This is a genomic window from Marinobacter mobilis (genome assembly GCF_900106945.1).
Taxonomy (GTDB): domain Bacteria; phylum Pseudomonadota; class Gammaproteobacteria; order Pseudomonadales; family Oleiphilaceae; genus Marinobacter; species Marinobacter mobilis.
The window spans coordinates 165,873-182,445 of record NZ_FNNE01000006.1; the positions used below are offsets into that span (position 1 = coordinate 165,873).

16 protein-coding genes are annotated in these 16,573 nt (G+C 58.0%); 9 read left to right on the forward strand and 7 right to left on the reverse strand.

Annotated elements, in window-relative coordinates; translation table 11 throughout:
- Positions 1 to 5: 5 nt before the first annotated feature.
- On the reverse strand, positions 6 to 821 hold the full coding sequence (ppsR, locus tag BLV11_RS10935; protein WP_091813710.1) for a posphoenolpyruvate synthetase regulatory kinase/phosphorylase PpsR: 816 nt from the start codon (positions 819 to 821) through the stop codon (positions 6 to 8).
- A 317-nt stretch (positions 822 to 1,138) separates the two neighbouring features.
- Between ppsR and ppsA the strand changes: the two genes are divergently transcribed.
- The gene (gene ppsA / locus BLV11_RS10940) at positions 1,139 to 3,508 is read left to right on the forward strand and encodes a phosphoenolpyruvate synthase (protein ID WP_091813713.1); all 2,370 of its coding nucleotides are present in this window, start codon (positions 1,139 to 1,141) and stop codon (positions 3,506 to 3,508) included.
- 29 nt (positions 3,509 to 3,537) lie between these two features.
- Entirely contained in the window at positions 3,538 to 4,020 is a 483-nt protein-coding gene (gene rraA, locus BLV11_RS10945; protein ID WP_091813716.1) for a ribonuclease E activity regulator RraA, read from the forward strand.
- 88 nt (positions 4,021 to 4,108) lie between these two features.
- Here rraA and BLV11_RS10950 read toward each other — a convergent pair whose 3' ends face one another.
- The 3 genes from BLV11_RS10950 to BLV11_RS10960 form a co-directional block, all read right to left on the reverse strand.
- A complete protein-coding gene (locus BLV11_RS10950) occupies positions 4,109 to 4,405 on the reverse strand; it encodes a PilZ domain-containing protein (protein WP_245726001.1) in 297 nt (98 codons plus the stop codon).
- Positions 4,406 to 4,581: 176 nt separating this feature from the next.
- Positions 4,582 to 5,253, reverse strand: a complete 672-nt coding sequence (locus BLV11_RS10955) for a TIGR04211 family SH3 domain-containing protein (protein ID WP_091813719.1) — start codon at positions 5,251 to 5,253, stop codon at positions 4,582 to 4,584.
- 115 nt (positions 5,254 to 5,368) lie between these two features.
- Positions 5,369 to 5,668: a YciI family protein gene (locus tag BLV11_RS10960; protein WP_091813722.1), complete on the reverse strand. Its 300-nt coding sequence runs from the start codon at positions 5,666 to 5,668 to the stop codon at positions 5,369 to 5,371.
- A 107-nt stretch (positions 5,669 to 5,775) separates the two neighbouring features.
- On the opposite strand from BLV11_RS10960, the gene BLV11_RS10965 reads away from it, so the two are divergent.
- On the forward strand, positions 5,776 to 6,660 hold the full coding sequence (locus BLV11_RS10965; protein ID WP_091813725.1) for a PHP domain-containing protein: 885 nt from the start codon (positions 5,776 to 5,778) through the stop codon (positions 6,658 to 6,660).
- Between the two features lie 4 nt (positions 6,661 to 6,664).
- Here BLV11_RS10965 and BLV11_RS10970 read toward each other — a convergent pair whose 3' ends face one another.
- Positions 6,665 to 7,204, reverse strand: a complete 540-nt coding sequence (locus BLV11_RS10970) for a YecA/YgfB family protein (RefSeq protein ID WP_091813728.1) — start codon at positions 7,202 to 7,204, stop codon at positions 6,665 to 6,667.
- A 3-nt stretch (positions 7,205 to 7,207) separates the two neighbouring features.
- On the reverse strand, positions 7,208 to 10,342 hold the full coding sequence (gene rne, locus BLV11_RS10975; RefSeq protein WP_091813732.1) for a ribonuclease E: 3,135 nt from the start codon (positions 10,340 to 10,342) through the stop codon (positions 7,208 to 7,210).
- Positions 10,343 to 10,988: 646 nt separating this feature from the next.
- Here rne and rluC point away from each other — a divergent pair.
- From rluC to BLV11_RS10990, 3 genes are all read left to right on the forward strand, one after another.
- Positions 10,989 to 12,071 carry a 23S rRNA pseudouridine(955/2504/2580) synthase RluC gene (rluC, locus tag BLV11_RS10980; protein WP_091813735.1) on the forward strand — a complete coding sequence of 361 codons (1,083 nt, stop codon included), beginning with the start codon at positions 10,989 to 10,991 and terminating at the stop codon, positions 12,069 to 12,071.
- A gap of 87 nt (positions 12,072 to 12,158) precedes the next feature.
- Complete coding sequence (locus BLV11_RS10985; protein WP_091814114.1) at positions 12,159 to 12,812, forward strand: HAD family hydrolase; 654 nt, start codon at positions 12,159 to 12,161, stop codon at positions 12,810 to 12,812.
- 62 nt (positions 12,813 to 12,874) lie between these two features.
- Positions 12,875 to 13,876, forward strand: a complete 1,002-nt coding sequence (locus BLV11_RS10990; protein ID WP_091813741.1) for a S49 family peptidase — start codon at positions 12,875 to 12,877, stop codon at positions 13,874 to 13,876.
- On the opposite strand, the gene BLV11_RS10995 is transcribed toward BLV11_RS10990, so the two are convergent.
- Positions 13,852 to 14,469 (reverse strand): Maf family protein, encoded by a 618-nt coding sequence (locus BLV11_RS10995; RefSeq protein ID WP_091813744.1) that lies wholly within the window; start codon positions 14,467 to 14,469, stop codon positions 13,852 to 13,854. The two genes, BLV11_RS10990 and BLV11_RS10995, sit on opposite strands and share 25 nt — an antisense overlap.
- A gap of 165 nt (positions 14,470 to 14,634) precedes the next feature.
- Here BLV11_RS10995 and BLV11_RS11000 point away from each other — a divergent pair, with 165 nt between their 5' ends.
- The 3 genes from BLV11_RS11000 to plsX all read left to right on the forward strand — a co-directional run bounded on the left by BLV11_RS11000 (position 14,635) and on the right by plsX (position 16,483).
- Positions 14,635 to 15,180 (forward strand): YceD family protein, encoded by a 546-nt coding sequence (locus tag BLV11_RS11000; protein WP_091813747.1) that lies wholly within the window; start codon positions 14,635 to 14,637, stop codon positions 15,178 to 15,180.
- An 81-nt stretch (positions 15,181 to 15,261) separates the two neighbouring features.
- A complete protein-coding gene (gene rpmF, locus BLV11_RS11005; RefSeq protein WP_091813750.1) occupies positions 15,262 to 15,441 on the forward strand; it encodes a 50S ribosomal protein L32 in 180 nt (59 codons plus the stop codon).
- 40 nt (positions 15,442 to 15,481) lie between these two features.
- The gene (gene plsX / locus BLV11_RS11010; RefSeq protein ID WP_091813753.1) at positions 15,482 to 16,483 is read left to right on the forward strand and encodes a phosphate acyltransferase PlsX; all 1,002 of its coding nucleotides are present in this window, start codon (positions 15,482 to 15,484) and stop codon (positions 16,481 to 16,483) included.
- The last annotated feature ends 90 nt before the right edge of the window (positions 16,484 to 16,573 follow it).

Sequence of the window (16,573 nt, forward strand, 5' to 3'; positions counted from 1 at the left end):
CGCCATCAGCGGTTGCGCTGTAATCCTGTGGTTACCATGATGCGGGTGGCGATTTCTTCCACGGAATAGGCCGTGGTATTCATGAAAGGAATCCGCTCCCGCCGGTACAGCAACTCGATTTCCTCAATTTCGTGCATGCACTGTTTCAGTGAGGAATACCGGGAGTTGGGGCGGCGTTCATTACGGATGACCGCCAGTCGTTCCGGTTCAATGGTGAGGCCAAAGATCTTGCCTTTGTGAGGGCGGAGGGCTTCTGGCAGTTTCTCGTCCAGCAGGTCTTCCTCGGTGATCGGGTAGTTGGCCGCCTTGACGCCGTATTGCAGGGCAAGGTACAGGCAAGTCGGGGTTTTGCCGCTGCGGGAGGCACCGACCAGAATCAGGTCTGCCTCGTCGTACTGGCGGGTGCGGGCGCCGTCATCGTTATCCAGAGCGAAGTTGACCGCATGGATGCGTCGCTCGTAATTGCTCTCGTTGCTGATGGCGTGGGACTTGCCCACGGAGTAAGAGGATGACGAGCTGAGCTCGGACTCCAGCGGTTGCAGAAAGGTGCCGAAGATATCCACCATGAAGCCGTTCGCTTCACTGATGACCGCGCGAATGTCATTGTTGACGATGGTGTCGAAGATCAGCGGTTTGCCGCCGTCGAGTTCGGCGGCCTTGTTGATGCGTATCACCAGTTCGGCGGCTTTGGTCGTATCATCAATGTAAGGAACGGTGACCCGCTCAAACTGGATTTTCTCGAACTGGGCCAGAAGACTGTTGCCCAGGGCTTCGGCGGTCAGGCCGGTTCCGTCGGAAATGAAGAAGGCGGTGCGCTTCATGGTGTGTTTTCAGGCTCCGTGTATGCGCCGTTGCTTGGCGGGTTATCTTGCCGGATAGTCCCAGCCCCAGGTGACAAGGCTGCCACTAAACAGAAATAATCGCCAGCTTATCAAGGGAGCCTTTAACATCTCCCGGATTGGCCGGCAGCCGGGTCAGACCGGGGAGATTTTCAGTCGCTCCCTAGGTAATTGACTCAGGTTACAGTATGATACACCGCTAGTTTGAGGGCCTGGATGAGACACTGGGCAACGCTGCCTGGGCATTGCTTCGCCGGTAAACCCCGCTCTTTGCGATACAGACTCAAGGGAGACGCGTTTTGGAAGATTACATTATCTGGTTTGAAAACCTGGGCATGCACGATGTTGACCGGGTTGGGGGCAAGAATGCGTCCCTGGGTGAAATGATCAGTAATCTCGCCAATGCAGGTGTTACCGTTCCCGGTGGTTTTGCCACCACCGCTCACGCCTACCGTGAATTTCTCGCCAAAGACGGTCTTAAGGATCGGATTGACAGCGCCCTCGACGCGCTGGACGTCAATGACGTCAACGAGCTGGCCCGTGTGGGTTCCCAGATCCGTCAGTGGGTGACCGATACCCCATTCCCGGCGCAGCTGGAAGAATCCCTCGAGGCAGCCTACAACCAGCTCCGTAATGGCAACGATAAACTGGCCGTGGCTGTGCGCTCTTCTGCGACTGCAGAAGATCTGCCCGATGCCTCCTTTGCCGGTCAGCAGGAAACCTTCCTCAACGTGGTTGGCCTTGATCAGGTAAAACACTCTGTGAAAGAGGTGTTTGCGTCCCTGTTCAACGACCGCGCGATTTCTTACCGGGTACACCATGGCTTCGACCACAAACTGGTGGCCCTGTCCGCAGGCATCCAGAAGATGGTGCGCAGCGAGACGGCTTCGAGTGGCGTCATGTTTACCCTGGATACCGAATCCGGATTCCGTGATGTGGTCTTTGTGACCGGTTCCTACGGCCTGGGTGAGACGGTTGTACAGGGCGCGGTTAACCCGGATGAGTTCTACGTCCACAAGCCGACCCTGGAAGCCGGGCGGCCTGCGGTATTGCGCCGTAACCTGGGCAGCAAGGCCATCAAGATGGTTTACGCCGGCCCGGGTTCCGACCACTTTGTTGATACCGTCAAGGTGGATCCGGAAGAGCGTGGCAAGTTCTGTGTCAGTGACGAGGAAGTGTCTGAACTGGCCAAGCAGGCCATGATCATCGAGAAGCACTACCAGCGTCCCATGGATATCGAATGGGCGAAAGACGGCGACGACGGCAAGATCTACATCGTTCAGGCCCGTCCGGAAACCGTGAAGAGCCGATCTTCTGCCAATGTGATGGAGCGCTACCTGCTCAAGGAGCAGGGCAAGGTTCTTGTGGAAGGTCGCAGTATCGGCCACAAGATCGGCAGCGGCCCGGTCAAGGTGGTCACCAGCATCAATGAAATGGATCGGGTAGAAGCCGGCGACGTACTGGTTACCGACATGACCGACCCGGACTGGGAGCCGGTCATGAAGCGCGCCTCCGCGATTGTGACCGACCGTGGTGGCCGTACCTGCCACGCGGCGATTATTGCCCGGGAGCTAGGTATTCCAGCGGTAGTGGGTTGTGGTGATGCCACGGAGGTCCTCAAGGAAGGGCAGAATGTTACGGTCTCCTGTGCCGAAGGTGATACCGGCATGATCTACGAGGGCAGCCTGGACTTTGAGCTGCGGGAAAACACCGTTGACTCCATGCCGAACATTCCGTTCAAGATCATGATGAACGTGGGTAACCCGGACCGCGCATTTGATTTCCAGGCCCTGCCGAACGAAGGTGTTGGTCTGGCGCGTCTGGAGTTCATCATCAACCGTATGATCGGTGTTCACCCCAAGGCCCTGCTGAACTTTGACAGCCTGCCGCGGGATATCCACCAGACCGTCGAGAAGCGCATCTCCGGTTACGGCTCTCCGGTGGACTTCTACGTCGACAAGCTGGTGGAAGGTATTTCCACCCTGGCGGCCGCCTTTGCACCCAAAAAAGTCATCGTGCGGTTGTCTGACTTCAAATCCAATGAATACGCCAACCTGATCGGTGGCACCCTGTACGAACCGGACGAAGAAAACCCCATGCTCGGTTTCCGTGGTGCATCCCGTTACATCTCCGAGAACTTCCGCGACTGCTTCGAGCTCGAATGCCGTGCCCTGAAGAAAGTCCGTGACGAGATGGGCTTCACCAATGTTGAAATCATGGTGCCGTTCGTCCGCACGGTGGGCGAAGCGCAGCAGGTCGTTGAGCTGCTGGCACAGAACGGACTCAAGCGTGGTGAGAATGGCCTGCGGGTGATCATGATGTGTGAGCTGCCAGCCAATGCGCTGCTGGCGGATCAGTTCCTCGAGCACTTTGACGGCTTCTCCATCGGTTCCAACGACCTGACTCAGCTCACTCTGGGCCTGGACCGCGACTCCGGTATCGTGGCTCACCTGTTTGATGAGCGTAACGATGCCATCAAGATTCTGCTGTCCAACGCCATCGTTGCCTGTCGCAAGGCTGGCAAGTATGTGGGTATCTGTGGTCAGGGGCCTTCTGATCACCCGGATCTGGCCAAATGGCTGATGGAGCAGGGTATCGATACCGTGTCTCTGAACCCGGATTCCGTATTGGATACCTGGTTCTTCCTGGCCGACGAAAAGATTGATTAAGACACGTTGATAGAGAGGAGAACGCAAAGGTGCCAATCGTAACCCCAGATCTGTGTGACGAGTATCCGGAAGTTCAGGTGGTTGAGCCCGGGTTCCGCAACTTTGGTGGTGTTGATGCCTTCGGCGGAGAGATCGTTACCGTCAAGTGCTTTGAAGATAACTCTGTCGTCAAGGAGCAAGTGGGGCTGCCAGGCAATGGCCGTGTCTTGGTTGTTGACGGCGGTGGTTCAAAGCGTAACGCCTTGCTCGGTGACATGCTGGCGGAAAAGGCGGCGAGCAATGGCTGGGCCGGTCTGATCATTTACGGTTGCATCCGTGATGTGGATGTTATCGGAAAGACCGTGTTGGGCGTTCAGGCGCTGGGTACACACCCACGTAAGACCGAAAAGCGCGGTATCGGTGATCTGAATGTCCCGGTGACCTTTGGTGGCGTGACTTTCCAGCCGGGCCATTACCTCTATGCCGATAACAATGGCATTGTGGTATCAGAGAAACCGCTGAACACCGACTGATACCGGGCAGGGTGGCCTTCACCCTGAACGACTTTGTCGATATACCCGATCCCGGCTTCTGCCGGGATCGGCGTTTCTGGCTGATCCCCTAGCGTTTTACCTTGGTAATCGATGTGCCGAGCAGGTAGCCATCGCCGTCCGCTGTGCAGCGCACGACGGTACTGACGGTTTCAAAGGGGGGGAACTGATCGTTGGTTGAGGGCATGAGGGTGTGGAGCTCAGCGCCTTCCTCAATGGCTTCCGAGACGAACAGCTGCATCCCGGTACCACTTAAATCTTTGCACAGGGCGGAGAAGCTGCGCCCCTGGCTGTCAGTGATCTGAATTTCGGAATCGACCTGCATCCGGTAGAAGTCACGCTTTTCAGAATAGTCCTTCATACTCATCGACATCACAGCACCTCACGTGTGTTGTTTTATTATTTATAAAGCGAAGTTGCAGAGCGGTCAAAGAACACATTGGCATAAAAAAAGCCGAATGCCTTCCATTTAGTAGGCTTTCGGCTTTTTGGGCACCATATATGGTGTTTTGGTCTGAGCGGATTGGGTGCTTCTCCGGCGTATCAGGCCCAGTTATCAGCCTTTTTGGTCGGCTTCAGGAGGGGGATGATCAGCGCCAGGATGATGCCCAGCAGAACCAGGCCGGCCCCGAGCAACATGAAGTCTGACTCGCTCTTGGTCTCGAGCCGTTCCTTCTCAGCGGTGAGCACTTCCACATCGTTGCGCAGGCGCTGGTTTTCTTCCTGAAGCTCCCGGTTACGACGGTCGAGGTTGAGGGCATTCGAGGAGATTTCCTTAATTTGCGCCAGTTCCGTACTCAGGGTCTCGGTTCTGGATTCCAGGCTGCTTTCGGATGAGGCGAGGGTGTCACGCTCAGCGGTTACCTGTGTCAGTTCCTGTCGCAACGCAGCAAGCTGGTTGCGAGCATCTTCCAGCTCACGGTTGGCGCGGACCAGGCGGTCGCGGGCGATGGGAGAGTCGGTGAGGTACCGGCTCAGGACCCAACCCTCGACACCGTCCGGGGTACGTACCAGGCTGTACCCGGATTCACCGGTTTGCAGAAGTTCCAGTCGGGTGCCGCTGGTCAGATCGCTTTTCAGAATACGAAATTGGGTACCTTCACCACTGCGGACGGTGATAGACAGAGAGTCATCAACATACATGGTTCTTGCCTGGGCGGAGACGCCGACGGCAAAGAGTATCAGTGTGCAGGCAATCAGGCGCAGTGCTGTCACGGGAATCTTTCCTTGAGGGTTCTGATAAAAGCGTAATTTTTGCCTTAGCGGCAGCCTTGTTCAAGGCATGCCGTATTAAAAATCGCTCATGCAGTGATGGGCAAGGCGCGCCGGATCAGGGCAGAACCAGCTTGAATGGCTTGATCGTGACGCCGGCATACACCCCAGCTTCGACATAGGGATCGGCGTCTGCCCAGGCCTGGGCCGCTTCCAGACTATCGAATTCTGCAACCACCAGACTCCCGGTAAAGCCGGCTTCGCCGGGATCCGGAGTGTCCAGCGCCGGGTTCGGGCCGGCAATCAACAGTCGCCCTTCCTCTTTCAGGGCTTCCAGACGGGCGAGGTGAGCAGGGCGGGCCTGCTTGCGCAGCGGCAGGCTCTCTGGGATGTCTTCGGCGACGATGGCATAGTACATGGCGGACTCTAGCTCCATTCCGGTCAACTATTGATAGGCGGCGGCATTACAGATATTCATACCACTGGTACACTGTAGCCACTTTCCCGCTGAAATGATGAGTAGCCGTGACTATACCCCAAGGTTCGCCCAACTGCATTGATCTCCACTGCCACAGTACTGCGTCAGACGGAGCGCTTTCGCCAGCGATGCTGCTTGCAAGAGCGGCGGAGAAGGGGGTGAGTCATCTGGCTCTGACCGACCATGATACCATCGACGGTCTCGAAGAGGCCCGGTTCAGCGCTAGCAGGCATGGGGTCGGGCTGATCGCCGGGGTGGAGTTGTCCTGTGTGTGGGGTCGTCAGACCATTCACATCGTCGGGCTGGATTTCGATCCTCAGGACCAGACGTTTCGGGAGCGCCTGGCCGGCCAGAAGGACAATCGCTGGCAGCGGGCTCGTAAGATTGCCGACAGGTTGCAGCGGAACGATCCGGAGGCGCTGCTGGCCCTGGCCACCGAAAAAGCGGGTGGTGATGTCCCTGGGCGTCCGCATTTTGCCAAGGCGCTGGTGGAACTGGGAAAGGTCAGTGATATCAACCAGGCGTTCAATCGTCATCTCGGGGCTGGAAAGCCCGGAGATGTAAAGGCGTTCTGGCCTGAGCTTAAAGACGTGGTCCGCTGGATTGTTGAGGCGGGAGGTATTGCGGTGGTGGCGCACCCGCGCAAGTACAAGATGACGGCTACCCGTCTGCGCGCTATGGTTGCCGATTTCCAGGCCGCCGGTGGCCAGGCTATTGAAGTATTGACGTCGGGTCAGCAGGCAGGTGATCTGGGCTTCCTGACAGACCTGTGTCGTCGAGAGGGGTTACTGGCCTCCCAGGGTAGCGACTTCCATTTCCCCGGTGCGCCTTGGTGCGAGCTGGGCCGCATAGAAAAAATGCCAGAGGGGCTTACGCCCGTCTGGCATCATTTTCGTGAACCCCTCGAGTCAGGGGCTACACTCTCGGTCTGAAGACTCAGGCCGGCGCGTGGTACAGCAGGTACAGGTCGGTCAGCGAATCAGGAATTGCGTCGGCCATCTGCTTGGCAAGCTTCTCGCTCTCCCGCACCTTGAGGAAATCTTCATCCTCAAACAGCCCTGACAGGGTCATCATCGGTACCAGCAGGTTAGCGGTATCGTCCTCGTTGATCTCCAGCCACAGATCCTCGTTCTCAAGGAACGTATCGACAAACCCGGCGCACCAGTTTTCCAGAGCGTTCATCGGGTCACCATCTTCCGGCTCCGGCAATTCCAGGGGCAGACCCATATCCAGGGCGCTCCTCATGCTGGCCGCCAGCTTATCGACCGCGCCCAGGAAAACATCGGGGATGCCTTCCTGGGGCAGGGTGTCGCTCCCTGTGGCCAGCCGAAATACATCGGCGGGACTCAGGGTGACGGGGCCGACCACGCTGGCGGAGATGACGCCGTGAAGGCCGAAGAAATCCAGGGCTTCATCACCCCAGGGCTCTGCAAAGAGGATATCTTCCAGCGCTTCAATTTCAGCGTTGCTTAGCATGATTTAGTTTCCTTCGGCGTTCTTGGCCGCTTCGGCTTTGGCAGCCAGACGACGCTTACGAACTTCCCGTGGGTCATTATAGGCTCTGCCAGAGCTTGTCAGTGCTTCCTTGGCAGGCTCTTCACTGGCCGGCTTAGCCTGAGTTTCCGGCTTGCTCTCTTCCGGCTTGGCCGCTTTGGCTTCGGCGGCCGGGGCTTTCACCGGTTCGGCGTTTTCCTGAGCCTCGGTTGCAGGCTTGGCAGGCTGCTGCTCCTTGGTTTCTTTACGGGCAGGTTCAGCGGGCTTGTCAGCGTCGGCCTTGGGCTCGGCTTTGGGCTTGCTGGCCGGCTTGGTGGCCTGCGGAGCCTTTTCTTCAGCCGCCGGCGAAGCTTTAGCTTCTTCAGCTGCAGGGGCCTTGTCGTGAGTCTGGTTGTCCTCAGTCTTGGTTTCTGCGGCTTTGGCAGCGGCCTTTGGCCGGCGATTGGCGCGACGCGGCTTGGGCTTGGCCTCACTGTCAGCTTCGACAGCAGTCTTTTCGCCCTCAGTGACGGGCGCTTTCGCGGTCTTGTCTTCCTCTTTCTCAACCGGGCTGGCTGAGTCGGCCTTGGGCTGAGTGTCACCGGCTTTAGCATCTTTCGGTGCTTGCGCCTTATCAGACTCGGTGCTGTCGGTGGTTGCCTTGGGCGCGACGTCCTCGGCCTTGCTGGCGGTCTTAGGCTCGGTTTTCACCTCAGCCTTGTCTTCACGCTTGGCTGCAGACTGTTCGGCTTTCTCCTGGGCCGGGCTGTCGGCCTTGGTGGCCTCGGGCTTAGCCTGGGGCTGTTGTGGCTTGGCGTCGGCCTTGGCCTCTGGCGCTACAGCGGCCTTATTTACCGGGGATTCCTGGTCCTTCTCGGGCTGGGTATCCTTTTGATGGCTGTCGTTACGAACCGCTTTACGGGCAGCTGGAGTTGAGCCAGCTGTGTCTGTCGGCGAACCGTCACGGTTGCGCTGGCGGCGCGGCTTGCGCGGCTTGTTGTCATCACCGGCGTTCTGGTTGCTGCGCGCTTCCTGTTGGTCGCGGTTGCCCTGGGGCTTGCGCTCCTGGCGCTCCTGGTTACGGCCACCTTGCTTGCGCTCTTCGCCATCACGACGGTTTTCGCCCTGCGCACCTTGTTGCTGGCGCTGTTGGCCGCGACCGCGGTTGCCGCCATCGCGGGACCCGGTTCTGCCACCGTCTCGGCCTCCATCTCTGCCGCCGCGATTGCGGTTACGGTTGTCATCGCCGCGGTTCTGGCTCTGGCTCTGACCCTGACCCTGCTGACGACGTTCCTGGTTACCCCGGCGTTCGCCCTGGGTTTCGCCTTTGGCAACACGGGATTTACGGCGGTCCTGGCGTCCCTGGGTCCGGCGTTCGTCGTCACTGCTCGCTTTCTGCTTCGCGCTCGGCTGTGGCTTTTCTTCACCGCGGAAGCATTCTGCGATTTTGCGGGACAGGCGACGGAAAAGACCTTCGTCCTGCTGGGTGGTTACAGCCTGTTCAGCAGCCGCCGGCTGGGGCACAGGAGCCGCCGGGCGGATGGCCTTAACGGCGGCTTCCTGGCGTACTGGCTGTTCCCGGGGGGTGATGATGTCCGCAGATTCTTCTTCGCGCTCAGAGTATTCCTGAACAACCTGGTAGCTGCTTACCTGCTCGGTGCCGGCCTCGTCTTCCCGTACCCGGAGAATTTCAAAGTTCGGGGTTTCCATGTGCGGTGAAGGCAGAACAACAACGCTGACTTCCTGGCGGGCCTCAATATCGGCCAGCTGCTTGCGCTTCTCGTTCAGCAGGAAGGTGGCGACAACCACCGGAACAATTGCGCGAACTTCGCCGGTTTTGTCCTTGGACGCCTCTTCATAGATAAGACGCATGATGCTCAGCGCCAGGGATTCGATACCGCGGATGCTGCCCTGGCCGTTACAGCGGGGACAGACTTCGCTACGGGTTTCACCCAGGGAAGGGCGCAGACGCTGACGCGACATTTCGAGGAGACCGAAGCGGGAAATCTTGCCGACCTGAACTCGGGCGCGATCCAGTTCCAGTGCCTCGCGAACCTTGTTCTCGACTTCCCGCTGGTGCTTGGCGGGTGTCATGTCAATGAAGTCGATGACAATCAGGCCGCCCATGTCGCGGAGGCGAAGCTGGCGGGCGATTTCCTCGGCGGCTTCCAGGTTGGTCTGGAGCGCAGTTTCCTCGATGTCGTGGCCCTTGGTGGCGCGCGACGAGTTGATGTCAATGGAAACCAGGGCTTCGGTCGGATCAATGACGATCGAGCCGCCAGACGGCAGTTTGACTTCACGCTGGAAGGCGGTTTCGATCTGGCCTTCGATCTGGTAGCGGCTGAACAGGGGGATTTCGTCCTGGTACAGCTTGATCTTGTTCTCGAAGGTCGGCATGACTGCGCGGACGAAGTTCAGTACGTCATCGTATACGACCTGTGAGTCGATCAGGACTTCGCCGATATCCTGACGCAAATAGTCACGCACGGCGCGAATGATGACGTTGCTTTCCTGATGGATCAGGAATGGGGCTTTGCGCTCGGAGGCTGCCTGGGTAATAGCTTCCCAGAACTGAACCAGGTAATCCAGGTCCCACTGCAGTTCCTCGGAGGTGCGGCCAATGCCTGCCGTACGCACGATGATACCCATGGTCTTGGGTACCTGGACGTTGGACATGGCTTCCTTGAGCTGGGCCCGTTCCTCGCCTTCGATGCGACGGGAAATGCCGCCGGCACGGGCGTTGTTCGGCATCAGCACCAGGTAGCGTCCGGCCAGGGAAATAAAGGTTGTCAGTGCGGCCCCCTTGTTGCCGCGCTCTTCCTTATCTACCTGAACAATGACTTCCTGGCCTTCAGACACAACATCCTTGATGTTGATCTTGCCTTCAATTTCGCCGGGGGATTTCTTGAAATATTCTTTGGAAATTTCTTTGAGGGGGAGGAAGCCGTGGCGTTCTGCGCCAAAGTCGACAAAGGCTGCTTCCAGGCTGGGTTCGACCCGGGTGATACGACCTTTATAAATGTTGGCTTTTTTCTGCTCGCGAGTGCTTGATTCGATATCGAGGTCAAAAAGCCGCTGGCCGTCTACCAGGGCGACGCGCAACTCTTCTGGGTGAGTTGCATTAATTAGCATTCTTTTCATGGAAAGAATTGTTTCCTGTCGTTAGTGGGACAGAAAACCGGAGGGGATAGCATCTGCGAATCAGAACCTGCGTGCCGACGATAATACGGGCGGCGGGCAATCAAATCAGTGGGTTACGGAATAAATCTCCCGTATCCCTGAAACAGTAGCCGGTTTCCGGCTGCGGTTAGGCAGGGAACGCCCATAGTTGTCTGTTGCCTGTTGACGCATGTTGCTTGTATTCAAGTTCACGCAGGTACCTGGGTCTCACGTCGTATTGGTTTGCTGGACGGCCCGGTCCTACGTGTTGCTAATCTTTCTTCGCGATGTTGCCCGACGCGGTTTTCCGTTCGGTTTCAACTTTGCTTCCACGGTGATGATATTCCACTGATTCGGGAAAGCAGGGCACGCTGTGGAAGCACTCTGCATGCCGGGACCTTCATTTTAAGGCGTCCGGCACCTGATCTATATAGCCAGTGATCAGGCTATCAATTTCAAACGATCCAATAGTATCTGTATACTTCTGCCGCTCCGGCGGTTGGCATGATGGCCAGGCCGTAGACAAACGGCAGAACACGCCGGAATATAACAGTAATCTCTGGGGCCATCAATCCCGTGCTCGAGCGGCCCTTCACATTTCCCGTTGGCTTGTTATTGGCTAGGTGTCATGGCGTTCACTTCCCCTAAACGGCGTTCCCCCAAAAAGTCGGTGTCCCGTCGGCCTTCCCGGGCTCAAGGCAATCAGCGCTCAGAGCGTGACCCACGCTCTGAAGGTGGTCAGCGGCCGGCGCCTGCGCAGCAGGAGCGAAGTGCCGTTCGCCTGGTGACGGTGAGTGAGGACAACGACGGCCAGCGTGTTGATAACTTTCTCATGGCTCAGTTGCGCGGCGTTCCCCGCAGCGTGGTGTATCGTATTGTCCGGAAGGGTGAAGTTCGGGTGAACAAAGGGCGGGTACGCCCGGATACCCGCTTGACGGCAGGTGATGAGGTTCGCATTCCGCCGGTAAGCCAGAAACAGACAGCGGCTCCTGTGGTACCCGGTGAGCGGGTGCAGGCGGTTATGGAAGGTGCGGTGGTGTTTGAAAATGAGCAGATGCTGGTGGTCAACAAGCCCTCTGGTATTGCTGTTCATGGTGGCAGTGGGCTTGATTTCGGGTTGATCGAAGTGTTGCGTGCGGCCAGGCCGGAGGCGAGGTTCCTCGAATTGGTTCACCGCCTTGACCGGGACACGTCGGGATTGGTGATGGTGGCAAAGAAACGCTCAGCGTTGCGTTACCTTCAGGATGAGCTGCGCCAGAAACGGATTCGTAAGCACTACCATGCTCTGGTATCCGGGCGTTGGCCTGCGGGTACTAAGCGGGTTGATGCGCCCCTGCTGCGTTACGAAATGAGCAATGGGGAGCGTCGGGTGCGTGTTGATGCCGAAGGCAAGGAGTCGCTGACCACGTTCACGGTATTGGCCGACTACGGGGGCTACAGTCTGGTGCAGGCGTCACCGGTCACCGGACGCACCCATCAGATACGGGTTCACAGCGCCTATGCGGGCCATCCGATTGCCGGTGATGACAAGTATATGGATGATGTCAGCCTGAAAGCGTTTCGCTCCATGGGAGGGCGTCGGCTGATGTTGCACGCGAGGGCGCTGGAGTTCACTCTGCCGGGTAGTGGTGAGGCCATTCGGCTGGAGGCGCCCTACGATGAAGCGTTTGGCGAGGTGCTGAGCAAGCTGGCTGGACGTCGGTCAGGATGAGTTCGCGGCAGGCCGGGTTGGTGTGTCGTGGGGGAAGTGCTGGAAACGGCGCTTGATGTAAGGCAGTCGGAACAGGTTGATTGGTTCGTGGCATATCCACATAAAGTCGTTATTTTTGATTGGGACGGTACCGTTGTGGACTCGGTGGAACATATCGCCGACAGTCTTCATCAGGCGGCGACCGAGTTGGGGTTTCCGGCCCTGGAGCGCGAGGCCTACCGCGATATTATCGGGCTTGGCATTGTGGAGGCCCTGGAGGCCTTGTATCCAGGCATCAGTCGCGATGAGATGCTGGCGATGCGTGATGGCTATGCCCGATATTTCTTTTCAAAGCAGACCACGCCCCTGCAGGTCTTTGCAGGTATGACCGACGTGCTGGCTGATTTGAATGCCTGTGGGTTGGTCTGCGCTGTAGCCACTGGGAAAAGTCGTCGCGGGCTGGATCAGGCGCTGCTCACCAGTGGGCTTGGCGATCATTTCCAGGTGACGCGGTGTGCGGATGAAACCCGCTCGAAGCCGGATCCGGCGATGTTGCTGGAAATTGTTGAGCATTTTGGTATTACGCCGGATGACGCGGTGATGATTGGCGATACCCGCTATGACCTCGATATGGCGCAGCGGATCAGCATGCCGTCCATCGGAGTGGAGTGGGGTGTTCATGATCGTGCTGTCCTGCAGCAATACGCCCCCCGTGCGGTTGTCGACTCGGTGGCAGGGCTGCGTGCGGCGCTGGGGTTATAGTGACTGACGGCCGGCTTGAATTGGCCGGTTACTGAAACGTGTTAATTGATGGGATGCATTGAATGTCTGAATGGGATTCTGAACAGAAGCCGGGTTGGGGTGATGCTCCAGCGAAAGCCGGTGGTCTCGGCAATGAAGGGCGTGACTGGAAGCTGATCGAGAAGCTGGTGTTGTCCATGCAGGATGAGCACCGCAAGACCCGGCGCTGGGGCATATTCTTCAAGTTTCTGACCTTTGCTTACCTTTTTGCTCTGCTGTTTGCGCTGGTATTACCATCTGCCGAGGTGGGGGCGCCGGGAGGCGACCATACTGCATTGGTTGAAATCACCGGTACCATTGCCGCCGACGAAGTGGCCAGCGCCGACAACATCGTGGGCGGTTTGCGCGAAGCCTTTGAGTCCGAGGCGGCGAAGGCGGTTTTGCTGCGGATCAACAGTCCGGGCGGGAGTCCGGTGCAGTCTGGCTACGTCTATGATGAAATTCGACGTCTGCGGGCGGAGTATCCGGACAAGAAGGTATACGCGGTTATTGCCGATATCGGTGCGTCCGGAGCCTACTATATAGCAGCAGCGGCTGATGAAATATACGCCGACAAGGCGAGCCTTGTGGGTTCCATCGGGGTCGTGGGCGGTGGCTTCGGGTTTACCGGCCTGATGGAGCGCATTGGTGTTGATCGCCGGCTTTATACCGCTGGCGAGAACAAGGCCTTCCTGGACCCGTTCTCTCCGGAGAAGGCAAGTGATGTGGATTTCTGGCAGCAGGTGCTGGCAACCACGCATCGCCAGTTTATTGATCAGGTCCGCAAGGGGCGTGGTGATCGTCTGGCAGACGATGAGAGCCTGTTCAGTGGTCTGGTCTGGACGGGTGAGCAGGCCCGGGCGCTGGGTCTGATTGATGGGCTTGGCAGCGCTTCCTATGTGGCTCGTGAGCTGGTGGGCCAGGAAGAGTTGGTCGACTATACGATTGGCGGCTCAAGGTTCGAGGACTTCATCGAGCGGTTTGGCGCCTCGGTAGGGTCGGGGCTGGCAGATCAGGTGGTTCAGTCTCGGCTCGAGTTGCGGTAAGCCTCCGCGAGAGGGTCGAGCCCCCAGCGCCTGAACATGTCGCACAGGGCAATCAGGGGGAGGCCGATGAGGCTGTTGGGGTCGCGGCCTTCCAGTCGATCGAACAGGGCGATGCCGAGACCTTCCATGCGGAAGCTTCCGGCGCAGTCGTACGGGGTTTCGGTTTTCAGGTAGTGCTCGATGTCGGTCAGTGAGAGTGTTCGAAAATGAACGTCAAACGGCTCGCAAAGCGCAATGGTTTCGCCAGAGGCGGAGTCGAGCAGAGCCAGGCCGGTAAGAAAACGCACTCGCTGACCGCTGCAGCGGCTCAGTTGATCGCAGGCGCGGTCGAAGTTTCCGGGCTTGGTGAGAATGGAGCCATCGGCAAGGGTAGCGACCTGGTCTGATCCAATGATCCAGTGGTTTTGAAAACGGGTGCTCAGGGCCTGGGCTTTTTCCAATGCCAATCGTGTTGTCAGCGCTTCGGCGGCTTCACCTTGGTGTGCCGACTCATCGATATCCGGGCTGGCACTTTCAAATGGTTGCCCCAGGCGTTCGAGCAGCGCCTTGCGATAACGGGATGAGGACGCAAGAACAAGGGGTTTTGGTGACATGGATGATTCCTTTGCGTCGGTGGAGTGGGGCGGTCATTATGCCGGCTTTATCATACCCGGACCCGCTCGCCGTTGTTAAATACCCGTATCCCGTCCGGAAATTGAGTGCAATTAGGTGACGAAGTCTTTGACAGCGACGTGCGAGCCCCCTAAAATTGCGCGCCTATGTCAAATGCCGAATTGCCTAATACCGTCGATCCTTACCGGCTCGCGGAGCATAACAGTGTTTTGGAAGGGGTTATCCCCCTGACATCTCTGGAGCGGCTCTGCGAGTGTGTGGCTGGGGTTGCTGAAGACGGGCAGTGTCAGGTTACGCTGACCTTCTCTATGGATGGTCAGCGCCGCCGTATTGTATCGGGTGAGCTGGAAGCCAGGGTAGAGCTTGAGTGCCAGCGTTGTATGACGCCGATGGATGCGACACTGACATCGCAGTTTCGTCTGGGGCTGGTAACCAGTGACGAGCAAGCGCAGAGGTTGCCGAAGGAATTGGAACCGTTTTTGACGGATGAGTTCTCGGCAAGTCTCTGGAGTATGGTTGAAGACGAGCTTTTGCTGGTTCTTCCTCCGTTCCCGCTGCACAAGCGGGAAGGCTGTCCGGCTGCTCAACAGCTGGATAAGCTTGAATCGGGTGATCCGGAGCCGGGCCCCCAGGAGCCGACGCGGGAGAACCCGTTCAGCGTCCTGGCGGGACTGAAGACGAAGAAGCACTAACTTATCGCAAGCGCGGTTGGTCTTTCGGGACTACGGCGCTGTATTTACGAACACTAGTTTTACAAGGTCAGGAGCAGAATCATGGCTGTACAGCAAAACCGAAAGACCCGCTCTAAGCGCGGTATGCGCCGCTCACACGATGCACTGGGCACTGCAACTCTGTCTACCGACGCGACCACCGGTGAAATTCATCGTCGTCACCACGTGTCTCCAGACGGATTCTACCGTGGTAAGCAGGTTGTTGAAGCGCGCGACGAGTAATCGTTGCGTCTGACACTGCATCCGTAAAGGCACTCGCCCGGTGAGTTCTATCACCATTGCAGTTGATGCCATGAGCGGTGATCGCGGCCCCAAGGTCGCGGTTGCGGCAGCGCTGGATGCGGTGCGAGAAAATGAAGCCTTGAGCATCATTCTGGTGGGTAACCAGGCTGAGCTCGAGGCTTTGTTGCAAGAAGGGCACCCCCGAATCACTATCTCGGAAGCCGTCGATGTCATTCGCATGAATGAACGGCCCTCCCACGCCCTTCGTCACAAGCAGAATTCCTCCATGGCCGTTGCGTTGCGGCTGGTCCGTGATGGCGAGGCACAGGGTTGTGTCAGTGCTGGCAATACCGGCGCCCTGATGGCCTTTGGCCGCTCCATCATCCGCATGTATCCCGGTATTGAACGTCCGGCGATTACCAAGCTGATCCCTTCTCTTCGTGGCAAGTGCCATGTGCTTGACCTTGGGGCCAATGTCGACGCCAGCGCTGAAAATCTCTACCAGTTTGCCCTGATGGGGTCGCTGATGGCGTCTGCGGTCAGTGGCTTGACGGAACCGCGCGTGGCGTTGCTCAACGTTGGAGAAGAAGAGATCAAGGGCAATGAGCAGGTGCGCCTGGCGTCCCACATGTTGGCCCAGAGCGATACCGTCAACTATATCGGTTACGTTGAGGGCAGTGACCTGTTCCGGGATGTTGCTGATGTGGTGGTGTGTGACGGCTTTGTCGGAAACATCGCTCTCAAAACCGGTGAAGGTGTGGCTGGGCTGCTTATCGAGTTGCTGGAGCAGGCGTTCAGTCGGGGTGTCTACGGCCGTCTGGTGGGGTGGCTGGCCCGCCCGATGCTTGGGCGGCTTCTCCGCCTGATGGACCCCGCCCGGCATAACGGGGCCAGTTTCCTCGGCCTGCAAGGTGTGGTTATAAAAAGTCATGGTAACGCCAATGAGCGGGCGATGCTGGCGGCCATTCGCCAGGCTGCTCGTGAAGTGACCATGGAAGTTCCCCGGCGCATCAATGACCGGCTGGACGAATTGATGATTTGATCGCCACTGCGACCAATGTCCTAAGCCTTCCTCCCGCCGTTCCGTGGCTGCTGTCATACTTACCTTGTACTATTGGCTAATCTTCACAAA

Bases quoted from the DNA above. Each gene is read 5' to 3' on its own strand.
- rluC (WP_091813735.1), top strand. From the start codon at position 10,989: ATGGCGTTCACTTCCCCTAAACGGCGTTCCCCCAAAAAGTCGGTGTCC.
- rpmF (WP_091813750.1), top strand. From the start codon at position 15,262: ATGGCTGTACAGCAAAACCGAAAGACCCGCTCTAAGCGCGGTATGCGC.
- BLV11_RS10995 (WP_091813744.1), bottom strand. From the start codon at position 14,469: ATGTCACCAAAACCCCTTGTTCTTGCGTCCTCATCCCGTTATCGCAAG.
- BLV11_RS10970 (WP_091813728.1), bottom strand. From the start codon at position 7,204: ATGCTAAGCAACGCTGAAATTGAAGCGCTGGAAGATATCCTCTTTGCA.
- ppsR (WP_091813710.1), bottom strand. From the start codon at position 821: ATGAAGCGCACCGCCTTCTTCATTTCCGACGGAACCGGCCTGACCGCC.
- rne (WP_091813732.1), bottom strand. From the start codon at position 10,342: ATGAAAAGAATGCTAATTAATGCAACTCACCCAGAAGAGTTGCGCGTC.
- BLV11_RS10950 (WP_245726001.1), bottom strand. From the start codon at position 4,405: ATGAGTATGAAGGACTATTCTGAAAAGCGTGACTTCTACCGGATGCAG.
- BLV11_RS11000 (WP_091813747.1), top strand. From the start codon at position 14,635: ATGTCAAATGCCGAATTGCCTAATACCGTCGATCCTTACCGGCTCGCG.
- BLV11_RS10960 (WP_091813722.1), bottom strand. From the start codon at position 5,668: ATGTACTATGCCATCGTCGCCGAAGACATCCCAGAGAGCCTGCCGCTG.
- BLV11_RS10990 (WP_091813741.1), top strand. From the start codon at position 12,875: ATGTCTGAATGGGATTCTGAACAGAAGCCGGGTTGGGGTGATGCTCCA.